The sequence below is a fragment of the Sinorhizobium fredii NGR234 genome (genome assembly GCF_000018545.1).
GTDB classification, from domain to species: Bacteria; Pseudomonadota; Alphaproteobacteria; order Rhizobiales; family Rhizobiaceae; genus Sinorhizobium; species Sinorhizobium fredii_A.
Map to the genome: position 1 here is coordinate 336,208 of NC_012586.1, position 16,645 is coordinate 352,852.

At 63.1% G+C, this 16,645-nt stretch carries 16 protein-coding genes; 6 read left to right on the plus strand and 10 right to left on the minus strand.

Annotated features, from left to right (window positions below):
* Positions 1 to 194: 194 nt before the first annotated feature.
* Positions 195 to 650, plus strand: a complete 456-nt coding sequence (locus NGR_RS01645; protein WP_012706399.1) for an SRPBCC family protein — start codon at positions 195 to 197, stop codon at positions 648 to 650.
* A 280-nt stretch (positions 651 to 930) separates the two neighbouring features.
* Here NGR_RS01645 and NGR_RS01650 read toward each other — a convergent pair whose 3' ends face one another.
* The gene (locus tag NGR_RS01650; protein WP_012706400.1) at positions 931 to 2,022 is read right to left on the minus strand and encodes an extracellular catalytic domain type 1 short-chain-length polyhydroxyalkanoate depolymerase; all 1,092 of its coding nucleotides are present in this window, start codon (positions 2,020 to 2,022) and stop codon (positions 931 to 933) included.
* Positions 2,023 to 2,402: 380 nt separating this feature from the next.
* On the opposite strand from NGR_RS01650, the gene NGR_RS01655 reads away from it, so the two are divergent.
* Both NGR_RS01655 and NGR_RS01660 read left to right on the plus strand, forming a co-directional pair.
* The gene (locus NGR_RS01655) at positions 2,403 to 2,597 is read left to right on the plus strand and encodes a hypothetical protein (RefSeq protein ID WP_012706401.1); all 195 of its coding nucleotides are present in this window, start codon (positions 2,403 to 2,405) and stop codon (positions 2,595 to 2,597) included.
* A 472-nt stretch (positions 2,598 to 3,069) separates the two neighbouring features.
* A complete protein-coding gene (locus NGR_RS01660) occupies positions 3,070 to 3,540 on the plus strand; it encodes a hypothetical protein (protein WP_012706402.1) in 471 nt (156 codons plus the stop codon).
* Here NGR_RS01660 and NGR_RS01665 read toward each other — a convergent pair.
* A complete protein-coding gene (locus NGR_RS01665) occupies positions 3,530 to 4,183 on the minus strand; it encodes a response regulator (protein WP_012706403.1) in 654 nt (217 codons plus the stop codon). The genes NGR_RS01660 and NGR_RS01665 overlap by 11 nt on opposite strands.
* Positions 4,180 to 5,622, minus strand: a complete 1,443-nt coding sequence (locus NGR_RS01670) for a sensor histidine kinase (RefSeq protein ID WP_164923801.1) — start codon at positions 5,620 to 5,622, stop codon at positions 4,180 to 4,182. The genes NGR_RS01665 and NGR_RS01670 overlap by 4 nt, the downstream gene beginning before the upstream one ends.
* Before the next feature lie 228 nt (positions 5,623 to 5,850).
* Here NGR_RS01670 and NGR_RS33755 point away from each other — a divergent pair, with 228 nt between their 5' ends.
* Positions 5,851 to 6,993 carry a hypothetical protein gene (locus NGR_RS33755; RefSeq protein ID WP_012706405.1) on the plus strand — a complete coding sequence of 381 codons (1,143 nt, stop codon included), beginning with the start codon at positions 5,851 to 5,853 and terminating at the stop codon, positions 6,991 to 6,993.
* 68 nt (positions 6,994 to 7,061) lie between these two features.
* Complete coding sequence (locus NGR_RS01680) at positions 7,062 to 7,871, plus strand: EAL domain-containing protein (RefSeq protein WP_012706406.1); 810 nt, start codon at positions 7,062 to 7,064, stop codon at positions 7,869 to 7,871.
* Here the strand turns inward: NGR_RS01680 and NGR_RS01685 are convergent.
* Positions 7,857 to 8,774 (minus strand): LysR family transcriptional regulator, encoded by a 918-nt coding sequence (locus NGR_RS01685; protein ID WP_164923802.1) that lies wholly within the window; start codon positions 8,772 to 8,774, stop codon positions 7,857 to 7,859. The genes NGR_RS01680 and NGR_RS01685 overlap by 15 nt on opposite strands.
* 121 nt (positions 8,775 to 8,895) lie before the next feature.
* On the opposite strand from NGR_RS01685, the gene NGR_RS01690 reads away from it, so the two are divergent.
* Entirely contained in the window at positions 8,896 to 10,353 is a 1,458-nt protein-coding gene (locus NGR_RS01690) for an MFS transporter (RefSeq protein ID WP_012706408.1), read from the plus strand.
* Between the two features lie 260 nt (positions 10,354 to 10,613).
* Here NGR_RS01690 and NGR_RS01695 read toward each other — a convergent pair whose 3' ends face one another.
* The 6 genes from NGR_RS01695 to NGR_RS01720 all read right to left on the minus strand — a co-directional run bounded on the left by NGR_RS01695 (position 10,614) and on the right by NGR_RS01720 (position 16,137).
* Entirely contained in the window at positions 10,614 to 11,522 is a 909-nt protein-coding gene (locus NGR_RS01695; RefSeq protein ID WP_012706409.1) for a homocysteine S-methyltransferase family protein, read from the minus strand.
* A gap of 114 nt (positions 11,523 to 11,636) precedes the next feature.
* A complete protein-coding gene (locus tag NGR_RS01700; RefSeq protein ID WP_012706410.1) occupies positions 11,637 to 12,914 on the minus strand; it encodes a trans-sulfuration enzyme family protein in 1,278 nt (425 codons plus the stop codon).
* Positions 12,915 to 13,055: 141 nt separating this feature from the next.
* Positions 13,056 to 13,745, minus strand: coding sequence for an ABC transporter permease (locus NGR_RS01705; RefSeq protein WP_012706411.1), 690 nt, complete (start codon positions 13,743 to 13,745; stop codon positions 13,056 to 13,058).
* A gap of 9 nt (positions 13,746 to 13,754) precedes the next feature.
* Positions 13,755 to 14,477 (minus strand): ABC transporter permease, encoded by a 723-nt coding sequence (locus NGR_RS01710; RefSeq protein WP_012706412.1) that lies wholly within the window; start codon positions 14,475 to 14,477, stop codon positions 13,755 to 13,757.
* Between the two features lie 76 nt (positions 14,478 to 14,553).
* Entirely contained in the window at positions 14,554 to 15,321 is a 768-nt protein-coding gene (locus NGR_RS01715; RefSeq protein ID WP_012706413.1) for a transporter substrate-binding domain-containing protein, read from the minus strand.
* 39 nt (positions 15,322 to 15,360) lie between these two features.
* The gene (locus tag NGR_RS01720) at positions 15,361 to 16,137 is read right to left on the minus strand and encodes an ABC transporter ATP-binding protein (RefSeq protein WP_012706414.1); all 777 of its coding nucleotides are present in this window, start codon (positions 16,135 to 16,137) and stop codon (positions 15,361 to 15,363) included.
* Positions 16,138 to 16,645: the final 508 nt, after the last annotated feature.

Sequence of the window (16,645 nt, forward strand, 5' to 3'; positions counted from 1 at the left end):
AGGACATGGCCATTAAATCAAGATCGGTCGGGTGAAAGATCATTCAGCAACGCCATCCCTCGTGTGCGATTCCGGGGCGCGGCGCTGTCGGTGGTGGCATATCCGGCGCGGCGCGGCTATCATCAAGGCCGGCCCCGATCCTCTGCCGCGCATTCGCCGCAGTGGGGCCAGCCAACGCAATCATGGGGAGACCGATGCAAGAGTCCCTCGTCGTCCGTCGTGAGACGCACATAGCAGCGCCGCCCGCCGCGGTATTTGCGCTGCTGACCGATCCCGAGAAGATCCTGCGCTGGATGGGCACAGAGGCCGAGATAGAGCCGCAGCCCGAGGGGCTCTATCTGGTCAATGTGACCGGGGCTCGCTTCGCCCGCGGCGCCTTCCGTGAGGTCGTGCCAGTGCATCGGCTGGCCTATAGCTTCGGCTGGGAGGGGAGCGAGGTCGTGCCGCCGGGGTCGAGCCTTGTCGAGATCGACCTGATCGAGCAGCCGGACGGAACGCTGCTGCGCCTGACCCATACCGGCCTGCCCAGCGCCGAGCAATGCGCGGGGCATGCGGAAGGCTGGGCCCATTATCTCGACCGGTTGGGCGAGGCTGCCGCCGGGCGCGACCCTGGCCCGGATCCCTGGCATGGCCGCACCGGCAGCGACTGAATTTGGCCGTGCGCGGGTCGCGCTACTGGCCTATGGCGCTTCGTCGATTTCGGTACGGAGGGCTTCTCCTCCCTCCTCATTCCTGTGCTTGTCACAGGAATCCGGCCAGACCAAGTCATGGGCTGCAAAGACTCCTCCGCGCCGCGGACGCGGCGCTACTGGATCCCTGTGACAAGCACAGCGATGAGGATGAAAGGGCATTCGCCAGGCGCAAACACGTTGTCGCGTACTCCGGCGTCTCAAAAGACGCATAGCGCTGTAGGCGGCGAAAAATGCCGGGTTAAGGTTTCAAACGCGTCGTTCGCAGCGCATACCCGATGACAGTCCGGATTTTCTCGCCCAGCGAAAATGGGCGATCAGCGGGCGTGACGCGTACGGAAGGCGGTTTTGCCGCCGATCTGTTCTGCCGGCGACGCGCGGGCTTACGCGTCAGCCCCCATGAATGGGCGATGTGTGCGGTGGACGAGATGCCGACATCGAGCATGTAAGGACCACTCTTCCCGTAGCCGCTCGCCACGTCGAGCGGCAGCCCATGCCCCATGTCGCGGATGCTGTAGAGGGCGATGCGGTCGCGTCCGTCGATGCCTTTCCACACGTTCCTCGCCTGCCCGTCCACTGTCTCGGTGACGTCCGGCGTCGAACCAAGGCCGTGCGCGCCGCGCCATTGTTCGACGATTGCCCGCGCGTTTGCTTCGGAGACGGTACCATCGTTCGTCCCGTGCCAGACAGAGAGCGTCGGCCATGGCCCGGTGTGGCCGGAGGCGGCTCGAAGGATGGTGCGAAGCTCTCGAGCTTGCGGGATGCCGTGTCCGCGCATCCGGTCGAATGCCTCCGACACGGTCGACGCGGTTGCATAGGGAAGGCCGGCAATGATCGCCCCGCCGGCAAAGACTTCCGGATAGGTTGCGAGCACGACATTCGCCATTGCGCCGCCTGCGGAAAGTCCGGTGACGTATATGCGCTCACTGGCAAGCTTGTGCCTCGAGACCATCGCAGCGATCATTTGCCGGATGGAGAGAGCCTCGCCCTTTTCGCGGCCGAAGTCGTCGGGCAGGAACCAGTTGAAGCAGAGATTGCCGTTATTGTCGCGCAGCTGCTGCGGGTAGAGCAGCGCGAAGCCGTGCTCGTCAGCCATCTTCGACCAGCCTGATCCGGCATCGTAGTCGGCCGGAATCTGGGTGCATCCGTGCAGGACGACGACGAGCGCCGGCTTTTTTGCGAGGCTTTTCGGCAGGTAGTACTTGGCTTTCAGTCCTCCGGGGTTCGAACCGAAATCGGTGAGTGTCAAAAGCCTGCTGCGGGGGTGAACAGGCTCGGCCTTGCCTGGCTTGAGCCGCGTAGTCCTTGCAAGCGTATCGGATATTGTTCTCATGAAGGAGATCTCCTTGCGTCAGGAGCCGGGGACGCCACCAAAGCCATAACGTAGCTCAGCGGAAATTGTTGCTGCGCTGCACAATTAAATATCCGTGAGCTCCATCAGTACGCCCGGGAGCGGCAAGGGCAACGACCGGGCGGCTCCGTTTCGCAGGGATGACAAACTGGCTTGTGGCCCTGAAACACCGGTCCCTGCCTCACTCGAAGGACGGGGCGAACCACTGTCCATCCACCCGACCAGACCTTTGGTTAGATATTCTCCCCGCCCTTTGGACCGCCCTCTCACCGCAAAGGTCTGAGGACCACGTTGCCGTGGAACGAAAGACCATGGAACCGCATAGCTGTCGTTGAGGTCGCCCAGATGGATGGAGGTGCGCGATGCGATACAGAATATCCGCCTATCCGGAACGAGAAGCCCGCAGCGGAATACCCGTGGCATTGATGCTTGCGCTGATCGCCGTGTTGAGCGCCTATCTGTTCGTCGGGGATATGCTCACGGAGCCCCGCCAGCAAACCCGTGTCTATCCACCCGATGCCGTCACGATGGTCGAAAACGCGAAGAAGACGCCGTAGCGAGAGGCGTCCTGTCGCGCCCCTGGACATCCGACGCGCGGCGCATCGGCCTTTGGTCTGATCGGTACGCGCATAGGTCTGAGTGATGAGAAGATAAGGAACTTATAGGCGAAAGCGCTGTTCTTGACGCAAATCTTCGCGCAGCGCCGTCCCTTCCTGCGCGAGGGTAGAGCTCGCCGGGCCATCCGGCGGGCTCTCTTTGCGGCTGCGATGGCCGACAGGACGGCTGCGCCAAATGGATCTCTTCAGACCTTGGTCCGAAGGGAACTGGGCAAATGTCCGGGCGCGATGTGAGAAAGGTCCAAGAACCCCCGATATGACAGGCGGCGGGTTGACGATTGCGTAGCGCCGTGGGCAAGGTATTCCGAGAAAAGGCGAGCAACAAGAACGCCGGCTCGACTCCAACGAACTCGACATATGCCGGCCTTTGCTCGTCATAGCGGGTAGCCACTGCCAGGCGAATGGTGCGCCAATGATTTTTGTTAGAAGCAATGCCAGGACCAACGGACAAAAGTTCGTGGCGGTCCTGTGCACCGTGACGATCAGCTTCGTCCTCGCGAGCCTTCCCTATAAAGCAACCCTTACCGACTCCGCGCTCGAACTCTCGCTTCAGTCCGCCTTCGCCAAGAATGGCGGCAATGGCGGAAACGGGAACGGCGGTGGTGGGAACGGCAATGGTGGTGGGAACGGCAATGGTGGCGGAAACGGCAATGGAAAGGGCGGCTCGAACAGCAGCAGTTCGAGCAGCAGTTCCACCGGGGCGAAGGCAAAAGGCACGACCGTCGGAACCTTCGGCTCGATTCTGAAAATTCGCCACGTCGAAGGGATAAGCGAAGAAATCAGGAACGGCCGCTACATCATGAAAGATGGCCGCGGGCGCACCATCGTGAACCGGCGCGCGACGTCGGCTGACCAGAAGCGGCTGCTATCCCTTATTGACTGAGCGGGCGGTCGAGGGCATCGCGCAGCACCATCGCCGCCTCGGTCCGGTTGGCGACGTCGAGCTTTGCCATGATCTGCGTCATGTGGTGCTTGATCGTCTTCTCGTGAAGATTGAGATTGCGCGCCACCTGCTTGTTGCTCATGCCCGACGCCACGAGCTTAAGGACCTCTCGCTCCCGCGTGGTCAGTTCGCCGATCCCGTCGAATTTGCTGCCCGGTGTCGGTGCGCTATTGGACAGGAGCTTGGCCGAGAGGGTCGGAGCCACGTAGCTCTCGCCCGAGGCCACCGAGCGAATGACGTCGGCCAGCGCCCTCGATCCGATCCCCTTGAGGACATAGCCCTTGGCACCGCCTTGCAGGGCTGCCTTCACGTCGTCGCCTGCCTCGGAAACCGTCAGCATGACGATCTTTTGCGACGGAGCGATCTGAAGAATAAGCGGAACCGCCTCCAAGCCGCTGCCGGGCATGGAGATATCGAGCAGCATGACGTCCGGCGCGAGGTTCTCGGCAATCCTCAGCGCATCGTCGCGCGAGCCTCCTTCGGCCACGATCTCGAAGCCGTCGATCTCCGACAGGCTTCTCGTGACGCCCTCCCTGAAAAGAGGGTGATCGTCGATCACTGCAACGCGAATAGCAGCCGTCATATCTGAGCAATCTCCTCGATGCCGAGCGACATCCGGACAACCGTGCCCGGAGCGGCCGCATTCAGCTCAAACGTTCCGCCAAGACTTTCTATCCGTTCTCTCAGACCGGCAAGCCCAAGGCTGGTCGGCGTTACTTTATTCGGATCGAAGCCGGGCCCGCCATCGGCTACCTCGATTCGGATCCTGTTGCCATCGATGCTCTGCACGACACGCTGCCCGACGCCGCCGCCGTGTCTGTAGGCATTGTTCAGCGCTTCCTGCACAAAGCGGTATATACATATCTTTGCCGAAGGGGAAAGGCGATCGGGCGGACGGGATAGCGACAAGTCCACCGCCGAACCGGTTCGCTGCTTGTGCGCGTGAATACAGCGCTCGAGTATTTCCGGCAGGCTCGCGGTTTCGATCTGCGGCAGCACCAAGCCATTGCAGAGCGTGCGGATTTCATGCATCGCCTCGTCGAGGCTCGCCTTTATGGAGGCAACCTCGCGCTCGCGTTTTTCGGCCGGGACCAGGGGGTTCATCACGGCGTCGCTGTCCAGCCTCAGCGATGCGTAGGCCAGAAGCTGCGCCGGCCCATCGTGCAGGTCCGCTCCGATGCGCCGCAGCATCTGCTCGTTGAGAGCGGTTGTTCGTTGCGACGCTTGCTGCAGGCGCCCGCGGAGCGTCTCGTTCTGCGACAGAGAAGCGGACAATTCGTCTATCCGCTGCTTGAGCGCCAGGCGCTGCTTCTCGATCGTCCTGCCGCCGCGCATCACGATCGCGGAAAGGACGATGAAGAACGCAAGGGTAAACCCGGCAACCGCGAACCACGTCATGAGCCGCGCCCGGTGCAGGCTGAGCTCGAAGTCATTGGCAATTTCATGGAATTCCGAAACGGCGACGACCTGCCCCGACCAGGGCTGCAGCACCGGATTGTAGATTTCGAGAAGCGGCTTGTTGGCCGCCCGCTCGGTCTCGTTGTCCAGTTCGTCGACCGGCTTGAACTGAGCGCCCACCTGGCCATCGAATGCTGCTTGCAACTCCGGACTGAGCTCGAACCGTTTTCCGACCATCGCCTCTTCGTTGGCGTAGAGGATGGTGCCGTCGGCGCGCCAGAGGCGAAAGGCCAGCAAGCGGTTGCCGAGCGCACCCTGTCCCAGCGTCTCGTCGAGGGCGCGGGAGACGGTATCGTCGAGCACTTCGGTCGTTTGCATGTCAGGCAGCAGGGGGGCGATCACGCTATCGACATAGAGCGCTGTCGTCGCTGCCGAGTTTCGGGTGACGGCCTCCTCTATGAGGCTGGTGACGAAGGCGCCGACGACCAGCATCGCCACCGTCGCAACGATACCGCCGGCCGTCAGGAACTGCTTCGCCAAAGGCTGCGCGTTCCATCGTGTGATCAGGTTTTTGGCGCGCACGACAAATCTCGGGCCTGTCCGCTCGATTCGCTGGCGGCACATCGTTTGATTTGATGCCGATATAACTACCGCCTCCGGGAGGTGGGTCAATGGTGTGCCGTCCCCGACCATGGTCGCTCGGACTTTCTTGTGCCGGTCTGTCGGACCTAAGTCCTAGCCGCCTACGCAATGGTCCGACCGCTGTGGTGCCGCGGCATTGTGCAAGTTACCGTCGCTTTGAATTGAAAACTAGATGCCTCCGGTGATGAGGCGAGCAAAGGGAGGCCAGCCATGGCGATTTCCAGAACAATCGGACGGAGCGTCGTTGCTCTCTCCATCGCGGTCGCACCGCTGGCAGCCGTCACCTTCGGCGCCACGGAGACCGCTTTCGCCAAAAGCGGCAATGGCGGCGGCAACGGTGGCGGGAATGGCGGCGGAAACGGCGGCGGCAATGGCAAGGGTAATGGTAACGGCGGCAGTCACGGCGGCGGCCAGAGCAAGTCGCATTCTGGCAGTGGCAAGCAGGGCACCACGCGGGCCGGCAAGAGCAACGGCGACAACCTCCTGAAGTCGCTCTTCTCGCGCGGCACCAAATCCAAAAAGACGATCAAGGCGGCAAAGCCGGCGAAGACCGGAAACGTTGCCAAGATCAAGACAAAAAGCGTCGACCCGGAAACGCCGGGGCTTCGTCCGGCTTTCAGTTCGCTGAACAGGAACTATCACGCCTATCTGAACTCCAACGATCCCCGCATGGCGGCGATCGCGGCCTACGCCCTCTCCTATGCCGAGTTCGAGGCCGAGAACGGCACGGATGCGATCCCGAGCGATCCCGCCTTGAGCGACGAAGCACTCCGCGAGGCGCTCGAAAGCTTCAGCAAGGACGGAGTCGTTACCGATAGCGACCTTCTCGAGGCCAAGGAGATTCTTGGCGTCGGACCGGCATACGGCAAGATCGATGAGATACGCGGGACGCTGCCGGACACGTCGGACGTTTCGGATGTCTCGGATACGTCGGATGATGGCTTGGACACTTCGGATGATGGCTTGGACACTGCCGAGGACACTTCGGAAGATATTCCGGACGAACTGCCTGAAGTGGACGGGCACCGTCCTGGGTTCAATTCGTTGAACCGGAACTATCACGCCTATCTGAACTCCAACGACCCCCGCATGGCTGGGATCTCGGATTATGCGGTAGCCTATGCGGAGTTCGAGGCGGAGAACGGCACCGACGCCGTCCCGACCGATCCCGCCCTGAGCGACGAAGCGCTCCGCGAAGCACTCGAAAGCTTCAGCAAAGACGGCTTCGTCACCGACGAGGATCTGCTCGAGGCCAAGGCGATACTTGGTGTTGGACCGACATTCGGCAAGATCGACGAGATACGCGGGACGCTGCCGGAAACGACGACTGACGACTTGGGCGTCGCTGAGTGAACCTGAGCGCGGACGGTGCCGGCGGCAGTCGGCATCCGTCCGGCAATCCGGATGGGGCAGTCTGATCCATGAATTTGGAGACACGCGACGACGCAATTGGTGGTGCCGTGCGGGCGATGCAGCACGGACGGATCGGTTTTTCCCTGCAAAAGATCAACGCCGTCGATGATCCAAGCACGATCCTCTATTCCGAATGCCTGGGCAGGTTCGTGGAGCCTGACGGCACGGTCAGGACCCGCGGAGAGTTTTCAGCATTCCCCGAAGCCTCGCAGGTCGATCTGGCCTTTGGCCCCGATCTCCTGGGCCTGGCTTTTGAATGGCTCGCTTGTCATCCGTCGTATGTGCTCGGCTGCGATATCTCGGCTGAGAACATGGCCGACGAGCGAACCTGCACGGTGCTATACGATCTCCTTTCCAGGCATCGCGCATTGGCCACGCGCATGGTTCTTGAAGTCACGGAAAACCTGCGCCCGAACGGACTCTCGGTCGCTGCGGACCTGCTCAAGGGCGCTCGCGCGATCGGGTACAGAATTGCCATAGACAAGTTCGGGACCGGCAATTCGCGCTTGTCCATCCCGGCCGACGCCGTGAAAATCGATGCATGTTTCGCCCAGCATCGCCGGGGTGACGCAGCGCCGATCCTGCGCGACATGGTCGCTCTGGCCTCCTGTGCGGCAACGACCGTGGTTGTCGAAGGCATCGAAACCTACGATCAGCTTGAAGCCGCCAGGATCGCCGGAGCGACACATGTGCAGGGTTTTCTCCTTTCGGAGCCAACCCTGCCGCCCATTTACTCGCGAAGCGTCAGAGCGTTCAGGCGACGGCATCGCCCTGTGTCGCCCAGGTCGCAACCCCTGCAGCCATCATGGCCTCTGTAGCGGGCTGGCCAGCGGCTTGACGCACATTGCCCTGACGCATTCCCTGAGCCAGCGGTGGGCCGGATCGGCATCGAGCCGAGGATGCCAGAGCATCGACACGGTGATCTCCGCAATGGGTATCGGTAGGGTAAAGCTGAACAGACCGGCGCGTAGATTGCCGGTGTGGCGCTCGGGAACGGTGGCGATCATGTCGGAGTTTCGGGCCAGCGCCAGTGCGGGTGAAAAGCCGCCGACGGTCGCGGCGATCTCCCGCTCCAGCCCGAGCATCTCCAGAGCATCATCGATCGGTCCCTTGTCGAGCCGGTGACGGGCGACGAGGATATGCCGCCCGGCGGCATAGCGGACAGGCGTGACTTCGCCCTGGCAGAGTTCGTGTCCGACGCGCACGACGCCGACGAAGCGATCTCTGAACAGGGCCTGTGCGCGAACCTCCGGACCCTGGCTCCCCCCGACGACGCCGGTCTCCAGATCGACGCTGCCGTCGCGCAAGGGGGTGCTGTCCTTGTCCAGCTTCGGGACGAAGCGCAGCCGCACGCCGGGTGCCTCGGCGCCGACGCTGTCGATCAGCGCCGGCCCGAAATTCTCGACAAAGCCGTCGCTGGCGCGGAGCGTGAAGGTCCCGGCCAGCCGGCGGAGATCGAGCTGCTCGGCAGGCCTGAGCATCGCTCCCGCCTCCTCGACCAGATGGCCGACCCGCTCGCTGAGCTCGAGCGCTCGCGGCGTGAGGACGAGGCCGCGCCCGGCCCGCACCAGCAGGGGGTCGCCGGTCGTCTCTCGCAATCGCGCCAGTTGCCGGCTCATGGCGGAAGGGCTCAGCCGCAGCCTTCGAGCGGCGCGGGCGACGCTCCCTTCGGCAAGCAGTACATCGAGTGTCACGAGAAGATTGAGATCGGGGTGTGGCATGGCCGACGATAGCACGAACTCAATGTAGCGTTCTATGCACGAATGAAGTGCAGATCGTGCGTCTTCCGCCATGTCCGGCGACGATCTATCTGTCGCCTGACACTTTTGAAGGGACGCGACGATGACATCATCCTCACAGGATACGGCTGACGCAGCCACCGGGCGAACTGTCTCGGTCCGATGGAAGCTTGTGAGCCTCTCCCTCTCCATGCTGCTGGCCTCTTTGGGCACCAGCATCGCCAATGTCGGCCTGCCCACCCTGGCTGAGACTTTCTCCGCCTCGTTTCAACAGGTGCAATGGGTCGTCCTCGCCTATCTGTTGGCCGTCACCACGCTGATCGTCAGCATCGGAAGGCTCGGCGACATCGTCGGACGTCGCAGGCTGCTGCTGGCGGGGATCGCCCTGTTCACGCTGGCCTCGGCATGCTGCGGCAGCGCTCCGCACCTCGTCTGGCTTGTCGCGGCACGCGCAGTGCAGGGATTGGGCGCGGCGGTGATGCTGGCGCTTGCCGTGGCGCTCGTGAGCGAAACGGTCCCGAAGGAAAAGACCGGCAGCGCCATGGGGCTCCTCGGCACCATGTCCGCGATCGGCACGGCGCTCGGTCCTTCGCTGGGCGGCGCGCTGATCGCCGGTTTCGGCTGGTGGGCGATGTTTCTGGTGACGGTACCCGTCGGGCTGCTCGTTCTGTTTCTCGCTTACCACGCTCTACCGGCGGATCGTCCAGCATCGAAGGCCGGTCGATCCGGTTTCGACGCCATCGGGACGTTGGTCCTGGCCTTGACGCTTGGCGCCTATGCGCTCGCCATGACCATTGGGCACGGCGCAATTGGTACGACCAACCTGGCTCTGATGCTGGCGGCGCTGCTCGGCATTTTCCTTTTCCTGTTCGTCGAGACCCGGGCGGCATCGCCCCTGGTCGAGCTTGCGATGCTTCGCGAGACCCCGCTGCGTTCGGGGCTTATCACGAGCATGCTCGTTGCGACGGTCATGATGACGACGCTGGTGGTCGGGCCGTTCTACCTGTCGCGCGGCCTGGGGCTGGACGCGGCGCTCGTCGGCCTGGTGATGTCGGCCGGTCCGGTCGTCTCGGCACTCGCAGGCGTCCCCGCGGGGCGGCTTGTGGATCGCTTCGGGGTGCGGCACGTGTCCGTCGCCGGGCTCGGCGCCATGGCGACCGGCTGCCTCGCACTGTCCGTTGTTCCGCAACTCTTCGGCGTCGCCGGCTATCTCCTGCCGCTCGTCATCCTCACCGCCGGCTACGCGCTGTTCCAGGCGGCCAACACGACCGGCGTGATGAAAGACGCGCTGCCGGAGCAAAGGGGGATCGTCTCCGGCCTGCTGAACCTTTCGCGCAATCTGGGGCTCATTACTGGCGCGTCGGTAATGGGGGCAATCTTCTCCCTTGCGGCGGCGAGCGAGGCCGTAACAGCCAGTCCCGCCGCCGCTGCGGCCGGCATGGCAGCGACTTTTGCCGTCGCCACCGCGCTGGTCGTCCTGGCTGCCGCCATCGCGGCGGCAAGCCGGGCGCCTGCGGTAAGGCCGACAGCCCCAGAGGCGCAGCAAGCCGGGGGAGGATAGCCGTTCCGGAGCAAGGACCGATCTGGTTCAATCTCGGCTGCGGTCGGGGCACCCCCCCTGCCCTGCCGGGCATCTCCCCCACAAGGAGGGAGACTGGCCAGAGGCACGGCCCTGCCGAAATCAAGGCACCTGTAAGTTCCGGACATTTTGATGGCGGGACATCCCCACTTGCCGATCTCCACCCTTGTGGGGGAGATGCCCGGCAGGGCAGAGGGGGGTATCACCTGTTCTCCCGCCATTCTAACCCGATCGAATTCCGCTTAGCCCTTCAAGCTGTATGCCAGGTTGTGAATGTGACGCGCGCCAATGCCGCAGCAGCCGCCGACGATGGACGCGCCCGCTTCGACCCAGTCGCAGGCAAAGCGCGAATAGCGATCGGCCGTCAGGTCGGCGCGGGTGTGATGAAGCGTCTCATTGGCAGCGCCATCGGTTTCTTCCGCCTCGAAGGCGTTGGCATAGACGCCGATGCCGATATTCGCCTGCCTTTGGCGGAACGTCGCGGCAGCGGCAGCAACGGCACCGGCCATGACTTCCGGACGGCTGCAGTTGAACAGAAGCGCCTCGGCCCCGGAGCCGGCTGCCCAGTCGGCAGCCGCGGCCACGCTTTCCCCCGAGCGGAGCTTCGGCATATCGCTTGCCAACGCCTCTGCGTCGTCAGCCAGCGTAAAAGAAACCCAAAACGGCTTGCCGGTCGCGGCAACGGCGGCGCGCACCGCATCGCCTTCGGCGATCAGGCTCAGCGTTTCGCCGAGCCAGACATCGACATAGGGCGCCAGTCCTTCGACAAGCACCTTCAGATAGTCCTGCACGCGTGACGGGTCGAAGCGCTCCGGCTCGTAGGAGCCGAAGATCGGCGGCAATGAACCGGCCACCAAAACCTTGCGATCGGCGCTACCATCGGCAGCTTCGCGCGCGAGCTTTCCGGCCAATTCGGTCAGCGAAGGTCCTTCGGAGCGAAAACGCTCCTCGCCGATGTGGAACGGCACCAGCGCGTAGCTGTTGGTGGTGATCACGTCGGCGCCGGCCTCGATGAATTCCCGATGAACCTGCCCGACGATTTCAGGGTTCTCCATCAACGCCAGCGCGGACCATTCGGGTTGCCTGAGTTCGGCGCCGAGGCGGGACAACTCCCGGCTCATGCCGCCGTCGAGAATACGTATTTGGTTCATTTGATAATGGACTCCAATTTGCAGCTTCAGCGCCGGATCACCGCCGACGGGCAAATGCCGTCAGGCTGTCTTTCCGGGCTGTCTGGGAATTCGGATGGGATTTCGCTGCGGCCTTCATCGGAGCGCCCGATCCAGATCGGCGATGATGTCGTCGACCGACTCGAGGCCGACGGAAAGCCGGAAGACGCCGTCGCCGGCGAAGGCGCGATAGTCATCGAGCTGCGGGCCTTCCAGCCCATAGGTCGAGTTCATCATTTCCTTCGTATCGAGAAGCACGACGATGCTGCGCTGGTGGCCGAGCGAGAAGGCGTAGTGCACGACGCGCAGCCGTTCGGCGAGCCGGAGCGCGATTTTCTGCGGGTCGTCCGTCTGGAACGTGACTATACCGCCGAAGATGCGCATCTGACGTCTTGCCAGCGCATGCTGGGGATGCGTCTCCAGACCGGGGTAGGTGACCGATCTGACGCCCGGATGATCGCGGAGGAAATGGGCAATCCGCATTGCCGAATCGGACATCGCCTTGAGCCGCGGGAAGAGCGTATCGATGCCGCGCATGATAAGCCAGGCATTCTGGGCCGAGAGCGAAGCGCCGAGATAGACGCCGGCGCGCGATCGGATCTTCTCGACGAGTTCCTTGCGGCCGCAAACGATCCCGCCAAGCGCATCGCCGTGGCCATTGATGAACTTCGTCAGGGAGTGAATGACGAGGTCGACGCCGAGCGCAAGTGGCCGGGTCGCAACCGGCGTTGCCAGAGTGGAATCGACCGAAACCAATGCCCCGTGCCGATGTGCGAGCGCCGCTACCGCCGAAAGATCGGTCAACCGCAGGATCGGGTTGCAGGGGCTTTCGCAATGGACGAGCCGCGTGTTGGGCCGGAACGCCGCGGCGACCTCGTCGAGGCGCGACATGTTCACCGCGGTCACCTCGATGCCGTAGTCGGGCAACATCCGCCGCGCCAGCTCGTTGGCGCCCGCGTAGCAGACATCGCTGATGATCAGGTGATCGCCCCTTTTCAGGCAGGTCAGGAAGGTGGCGGCGATCGCGGCGACGCCGGTCGCGGTCGCCAGCGCATCGTCGGCGCCTTCGAGCGCGGCCATTCGCAGCTCGAGCTGCCGCACCGTCGGATTGGTCCAGCGCGCGTAGAGGAAGGGCAGCGCTGTCAGATCCTCGACGCCGTCGGCCGAAAAGGCGCCGTCGCCGGGGACCAGCAGGTTGTTGACCGACATCGATATATTGGGGGCGATCGCCTTCGTCGCAGGATCGATCGTCAGGCCGCCGTCGAGCGCCAGGGTTTCCCATGCAAGGCTCGGGTGGCCGGCAGTGTGCGGCCGGGCCATCGTCGGGCTGCGGCTCTCGGCTTTGGCCAGGGGGCCTGCCAGTTTCGAGGGCATGGAGGTCCTTTCCGAGGTGCGGTTCGATAGCGACTTTATTGCTCTCGGGATGGTTTTGGCCGCTCAGCTGCTTCCGATCCGCCGAGAAAAGGCGCGACAAGGGCTTCGTGCGCGGTCAAATCGAACGGGCATGCCGTCGCGCTAGCGCCGCACCGGAACCTGCGCTTCGACGATCTTGAAGGCGCGGGTGATGATGAGGGTCAGGCAGACATAGAAGACGGTGACGACCATCAGCGGTTCGTAGACCAGCAGCGTGTCCTGTCTCACCTTGTAGGCGACGGCATAGAGGTCCATCACGGTCACCGTGAAGGCGAGAGGTGTCGCCTTCAATTGCAGCACGACCTCCCCGGCGATCGTCGGCAAGGCGATGCGGATGGCGCGCGGCAACCAGATTCGCCTGAAGAGCGTCGAGGACGACATACCGAACGAGCGGCCCGCCTCGAGTTCGCCCTTCGGAACGGCGAGAAGCGCGCCGCGCAGCACCTCGGCCTCGTAAGCCGCATAGTTGAGGGTGAAGCTCACGGCTGCAAAGAAGAAGCCTTCGCGCAGGATCGGCCAGAGGAAACTCGCACGCAGCCCCGGGATCATCGGCAGCAGCGAGCCGACGCCGTAGTAGAGCAGCCAGAGCTGGATCAGCAGCGGCGTTCCGCGCAGGCAGGTGCAGTAGCCGCGTGCGAAGAGTTTCAGCCAGCGCGGCCCGACCACCTGCGCCAGGGCAAGGCCGATCGCCAGAATGAAGCCGCAGCCGACCGAAATCACCAGCAGCAGCACGGTCTGCACGGCGCCCGCGGCAAGCAGCGGCCAATAGGAGAAGATCCACGAAAAATCCAACGGAGCCTCCTATGCGGTCTTCGGCTGACCGCGCCGAAAGCGGGTTTCGAGCGCCGAGAAAACGACGTTGGAGATGAGCGTAATGGCGAGGTAGAGCGCGGCAGAGGCGAGGAAAAACAGGAAATAGTGCTTTGTGTTGCCGGCGGCGATCCGGGTCGCGAGCGCCAGCTCCTGATAGCCGACGACGGCGATCAGCGCGCTGTCCTTGGTGACGCACATCCAGAGATTGGCAAGGCCCGGCAGCGCATTCGGCATCAGCGCCGGCAGCACGATGCGGCGGAACCGGAGCGAAGGCCGCATGCCGAAGGCGGCGGCCGCTTCGATCTGCCCGACCGGGATGGCGAGGATCGCGCCGCGAAACACCTCGGTCATATAGGCACCCTGAACGATGCCGAGCACCGCGACGGCTGCAACAAATCCGTTGATCTCGACGGCTGGAAGGCCGAGCACTGCAAGGATGCGGTTCAGCCCGTCGGTCCCCGCGTAGTAGAGGCCGATGATCAGGATCAGCTCCGGGATGGCGCGAATGGCCGTGGTATAAAGATCGAGGACGAACCGGACCGGGCGATTGCCCTTCAGCTTGCCGATCGCGCCGGCAAGGCCGATGGCGATGCCGACGAGATAGGCGCCGAGCGAAATCAGCACGGTCGAAAGCGCCCCGGCAAGCAGCACGCCTCCCCAGCCCGGCGGGTAGGGGGAGAGCAGCTCCAGGAGTGATTGGCTGGACGACATGCGGGGCCTAACTGATCGGGTTCATAGGCAAGGAGCGGCCGGCGGATGATCGCTCATGCGCCCACAGCTCCTCCGGTCACTCGCCATAGGGATCGAAGTCGAAGTATTTCTTGGAGATCTCGGCATATTTGCCGCTGGCCCTGACGGCGGCGATCGCCGCATTGAGCTTGTCGCGCAGTGCGGCGTCGTCCTTGCGCAGCCCGCCGCCGATGCCGGTTCCGAGGATTGCCGGATCGTCCTTGACGTTGCCCTTGTCTTCGCAGCAATCCTTGCCGAAGTCCGACTTGAGGAATTCCGCCAGCGGAATTGCATCGCCGAAGACGTAGTCGATCCGCCCGGCGGCGAGGTCCTGGAAGGCCTCGTCGAGCGTCGCATAGCTCTGTTCCGATGCCTTGTCGGCGAAATACTTCTTGTAATATTCGGACTGGATCGTCGAGACCTGGATGCCGATGGTCTTGTCGGCGACATCGTCGGGGGCTGCTCCCGCCTTGCCGTCCTTGGCGCCGATCAGCTTGCTCGGGGTGTTGTAGTATTTGTCGGTGAAGTCGATCGTCTTCTTGCGTTCGTCGGTGATCGACATCGACGACCAGATGACGTCGAACTTCTTCGCCTCGAGACCGGGGATCAGGCCGTCCCAGGACATGTCGACGATCGAGCAGGTCTCCTTCATCTCCGCGCAGACCGCATCCATCAGCTCGATTTCCCAACCGACCCACTTGCCGGACGGGTCCTTCGTGAAGAAGGGCGGGTAGGCCTCGTTCATGACGCCGAAGCGCACTTCCGCACTGGCAGCGCTCGCAAGCGAGAGGGCCACGCCGGCCATCAGGATGGACATCAACTTCATTCGACTACCCCTTCTAGTTTTCGTCGGAATGGATACGGATCAATGGCTGAGACTACCGGTGAACGCGCGGCAGCGCGCGCTGAGCGGCGCACCGAAGACCTGGGCGGGCGGGCCTTCTTCCTCGACGCGCCCCTGATCGAGGAACATCACGCGGCTGGAAACGTCGCGGGCGAATTTCATCTCGTGCGTGACGATGAGCATGGTGCGCCCTTCTTCGGCCAGTTCGCGGATGACTTTCAGCACCTCGCCGACAAGCTCGGGATCGAGCGCCGAGGTGGGTTCGTCGAACAACATCACGCCCGGATCGACGCAGAGCGCACGGGCGATCGAGGCGCGCTGCTGCTGGCCACCCGACAGGAATGCCGGATAGGCGTGCCGCTTGTCGTAAAGACCGACCTTGGAAAGCAGGGCCTCGGCCTGCTCGGTCGCTTCCTTGCGGCTCGTTCCCAGGACGTGAATCGGCGCCTCTGTGACATTCTCGAGCACGGTCATATGGGCCCAGAGGTTGAAGCTCTGGAACACCATGGCGAGGCCGGTCCGGATCCGTTCGATCTGCCGCCAGTTGGCTGGATGAGCGCGCCCCTCACGGCCCGGCTTCATCCGGATTTCTTCGCCGTTGATGACGAACCGGCCACGGTCGGCAATCTCGAGAAAGTTGATGCAGCGGAGGAAGGTGCTCTTTCCGGAGCCCGACGAGCCGATCAGCGAAATGACGTCGCCCTTTTTCGCTGACAGCGAGACGCCCTTCAGCACATGGTGATGTCCAAAACGCTTATGGACGTCTTCCACCTGCAAGGCGGCGGCCGTTCGCGTCATACCTATCGGTCCCCGATGCGGTTTTCTAGTTATTTGGTCGGAATAATATTGTCATGTAGAGCGGCTTTACCGCAGATTTGACGCGTCGGATGCGGGTTGTCACTGAAAATGTGGCAAATTTGCTGTTTCGCCGCGCCGGCGGCAATTCAGGCTGGCGATGATTCAAATCCTGCCCGAGACCTGCACCAGACCATAGCTAGGGATCGGACATCGTTTCCGCTTCCGGTCTCAAAGACGACCTTTAGCTCCGCCGCTCTCGACAGCGGTAGCGGTGGTCGTCTGCTGGGTTAGTCCGAATGGCCGAGACGCGGACTTGCGACGTTCGTCCAACTGACCTTCCACCCTTCTCTACCCTTTCTCGCAGTAATCCTCCGGCAATCCGTGACCATAAGAGACGGGTCGGAACGAGGAGTAGCTCGAAATCAGGCAGGTGCATTTGCTGCCTTAAGAAAAGGGTTACGTTGTCGCGCGCTCTCCGGGCGCGCCAAGCAATCGTTCATTGAAGGCG

What these genes read in the sequence shown, in the direction of transcription:
- NGR_RS01645 (WP_012706399.1), top strand. Translation starts at nt 195, where the DNA reads ATGCAAGAGTCCCTCGTCGTCCGTCGTGAGACGCACATAGCAGCGCCG.
- NGR_RS01650 (WP_012706400.1), bottom strand. Translation starts at nt 2,022, where the DNA reads ATGAGAACAATATCCGATACGCTTGCAAGGACTACGCGGCTCAAGCCA.
- NGR_RS01655 (WP_012706401.1), top strand. Translation starts at nt 2,403, where the DNA reads ATGCGATACAGAATATCCGCCTATCCGGAACGAGAAGCCCGCAGCGGA.
- NGR_RS01660 (WP_012706402.1), top strand. Translation starts at nt 3,070, where the DNA reads ATGATTTTTGTTAGAAGCAATGCCAGGACCAACGGACAAAAGTTCGTG.
- NGR_RS01665 (WP_012706403.1), bottom strand. Translation starts at nt 4,183, where the DNA reads ATGACGGCTGCTATTCGCGTTGCAGTGATCGACGATCACCCTCTTTTC.
- NGR_RS01670 (WP_164923801.1), bottom strand. Translation starts at nt 5,622, where the DNA reads ATGTGCCGCCAGCGAATCGAGCGGACAGGCCCGAGATTTGTCGTGCGC.
- NGR_RS33755 (WP_012706405.1), top strand. Translation starts at nt 5,851, where the DNA reads ATGGCGATTTCCAGAACAATCGGACGGAGCGTCGTTGCTCTCTCCATC.
- NGR_RS01680 (WP_012706406.1), top strand. Translation starts at nt 7,062, where the DNA reads ATGAATTTGGAGACACGCGACGACGCAATTGGTGGTGCCGTGCGGGCG.
- NGR_RS01685 (WP_164923802.1), bottom strand. Translation starts at nt 8,774, where the DNA reads ATGCCACACCCCGATCTCAATCTTCTCGTGACACTCGATGTACTGCTT.
- NGR_RS01690 (WP_012706408.1), top strand. Translation starts at nt 8,896, where the DNA reads ATGACATCATCCTCACAGGATACGGCTGACGCAGCCACCGGGCGAACT.
- NGR_RS01695 (WP_012706409.1), bottom strand. Translation starts at nt 11,522, where the DNA reads ATGAACCAAATACGTATTCTCGACGGCGGCATGAGCCGGGAGTTGTCC.
- NGR_RS01700 (WP_012706410.1), bottom strand. Translation starts at nt 12,914, where the DNA reads ATGCCCTCGAAACTGGCAGGCCCCCTGGCCAAAGCCGAGAGCCGCAGC.
- NGR_RS01710 (WP_012706412.1), bottom strand. Translation starts at nt 14,477, where the DNA reads ATGTCGTCCAGCCAATCACTCCTGGAGCTGCTCTCCCCCTACCCGCCG.
- NGR_RS01715 (WP_012706413.1), bottom strand. Translation starts at nt 15,321, where the DNA reads ATGAAGTTGATGTCCATCCTGATGGCCGGCGTGGCCCTCTCGCTTGCG.
- NGR_RS01720 (WP_012706414.1), bottom strand. Translation starts at nt 16,137, where the DNA reads ATGACGCGAACGGCCGCCGCCTTGCAGGTGGAAGACGTCCATAAGCGT.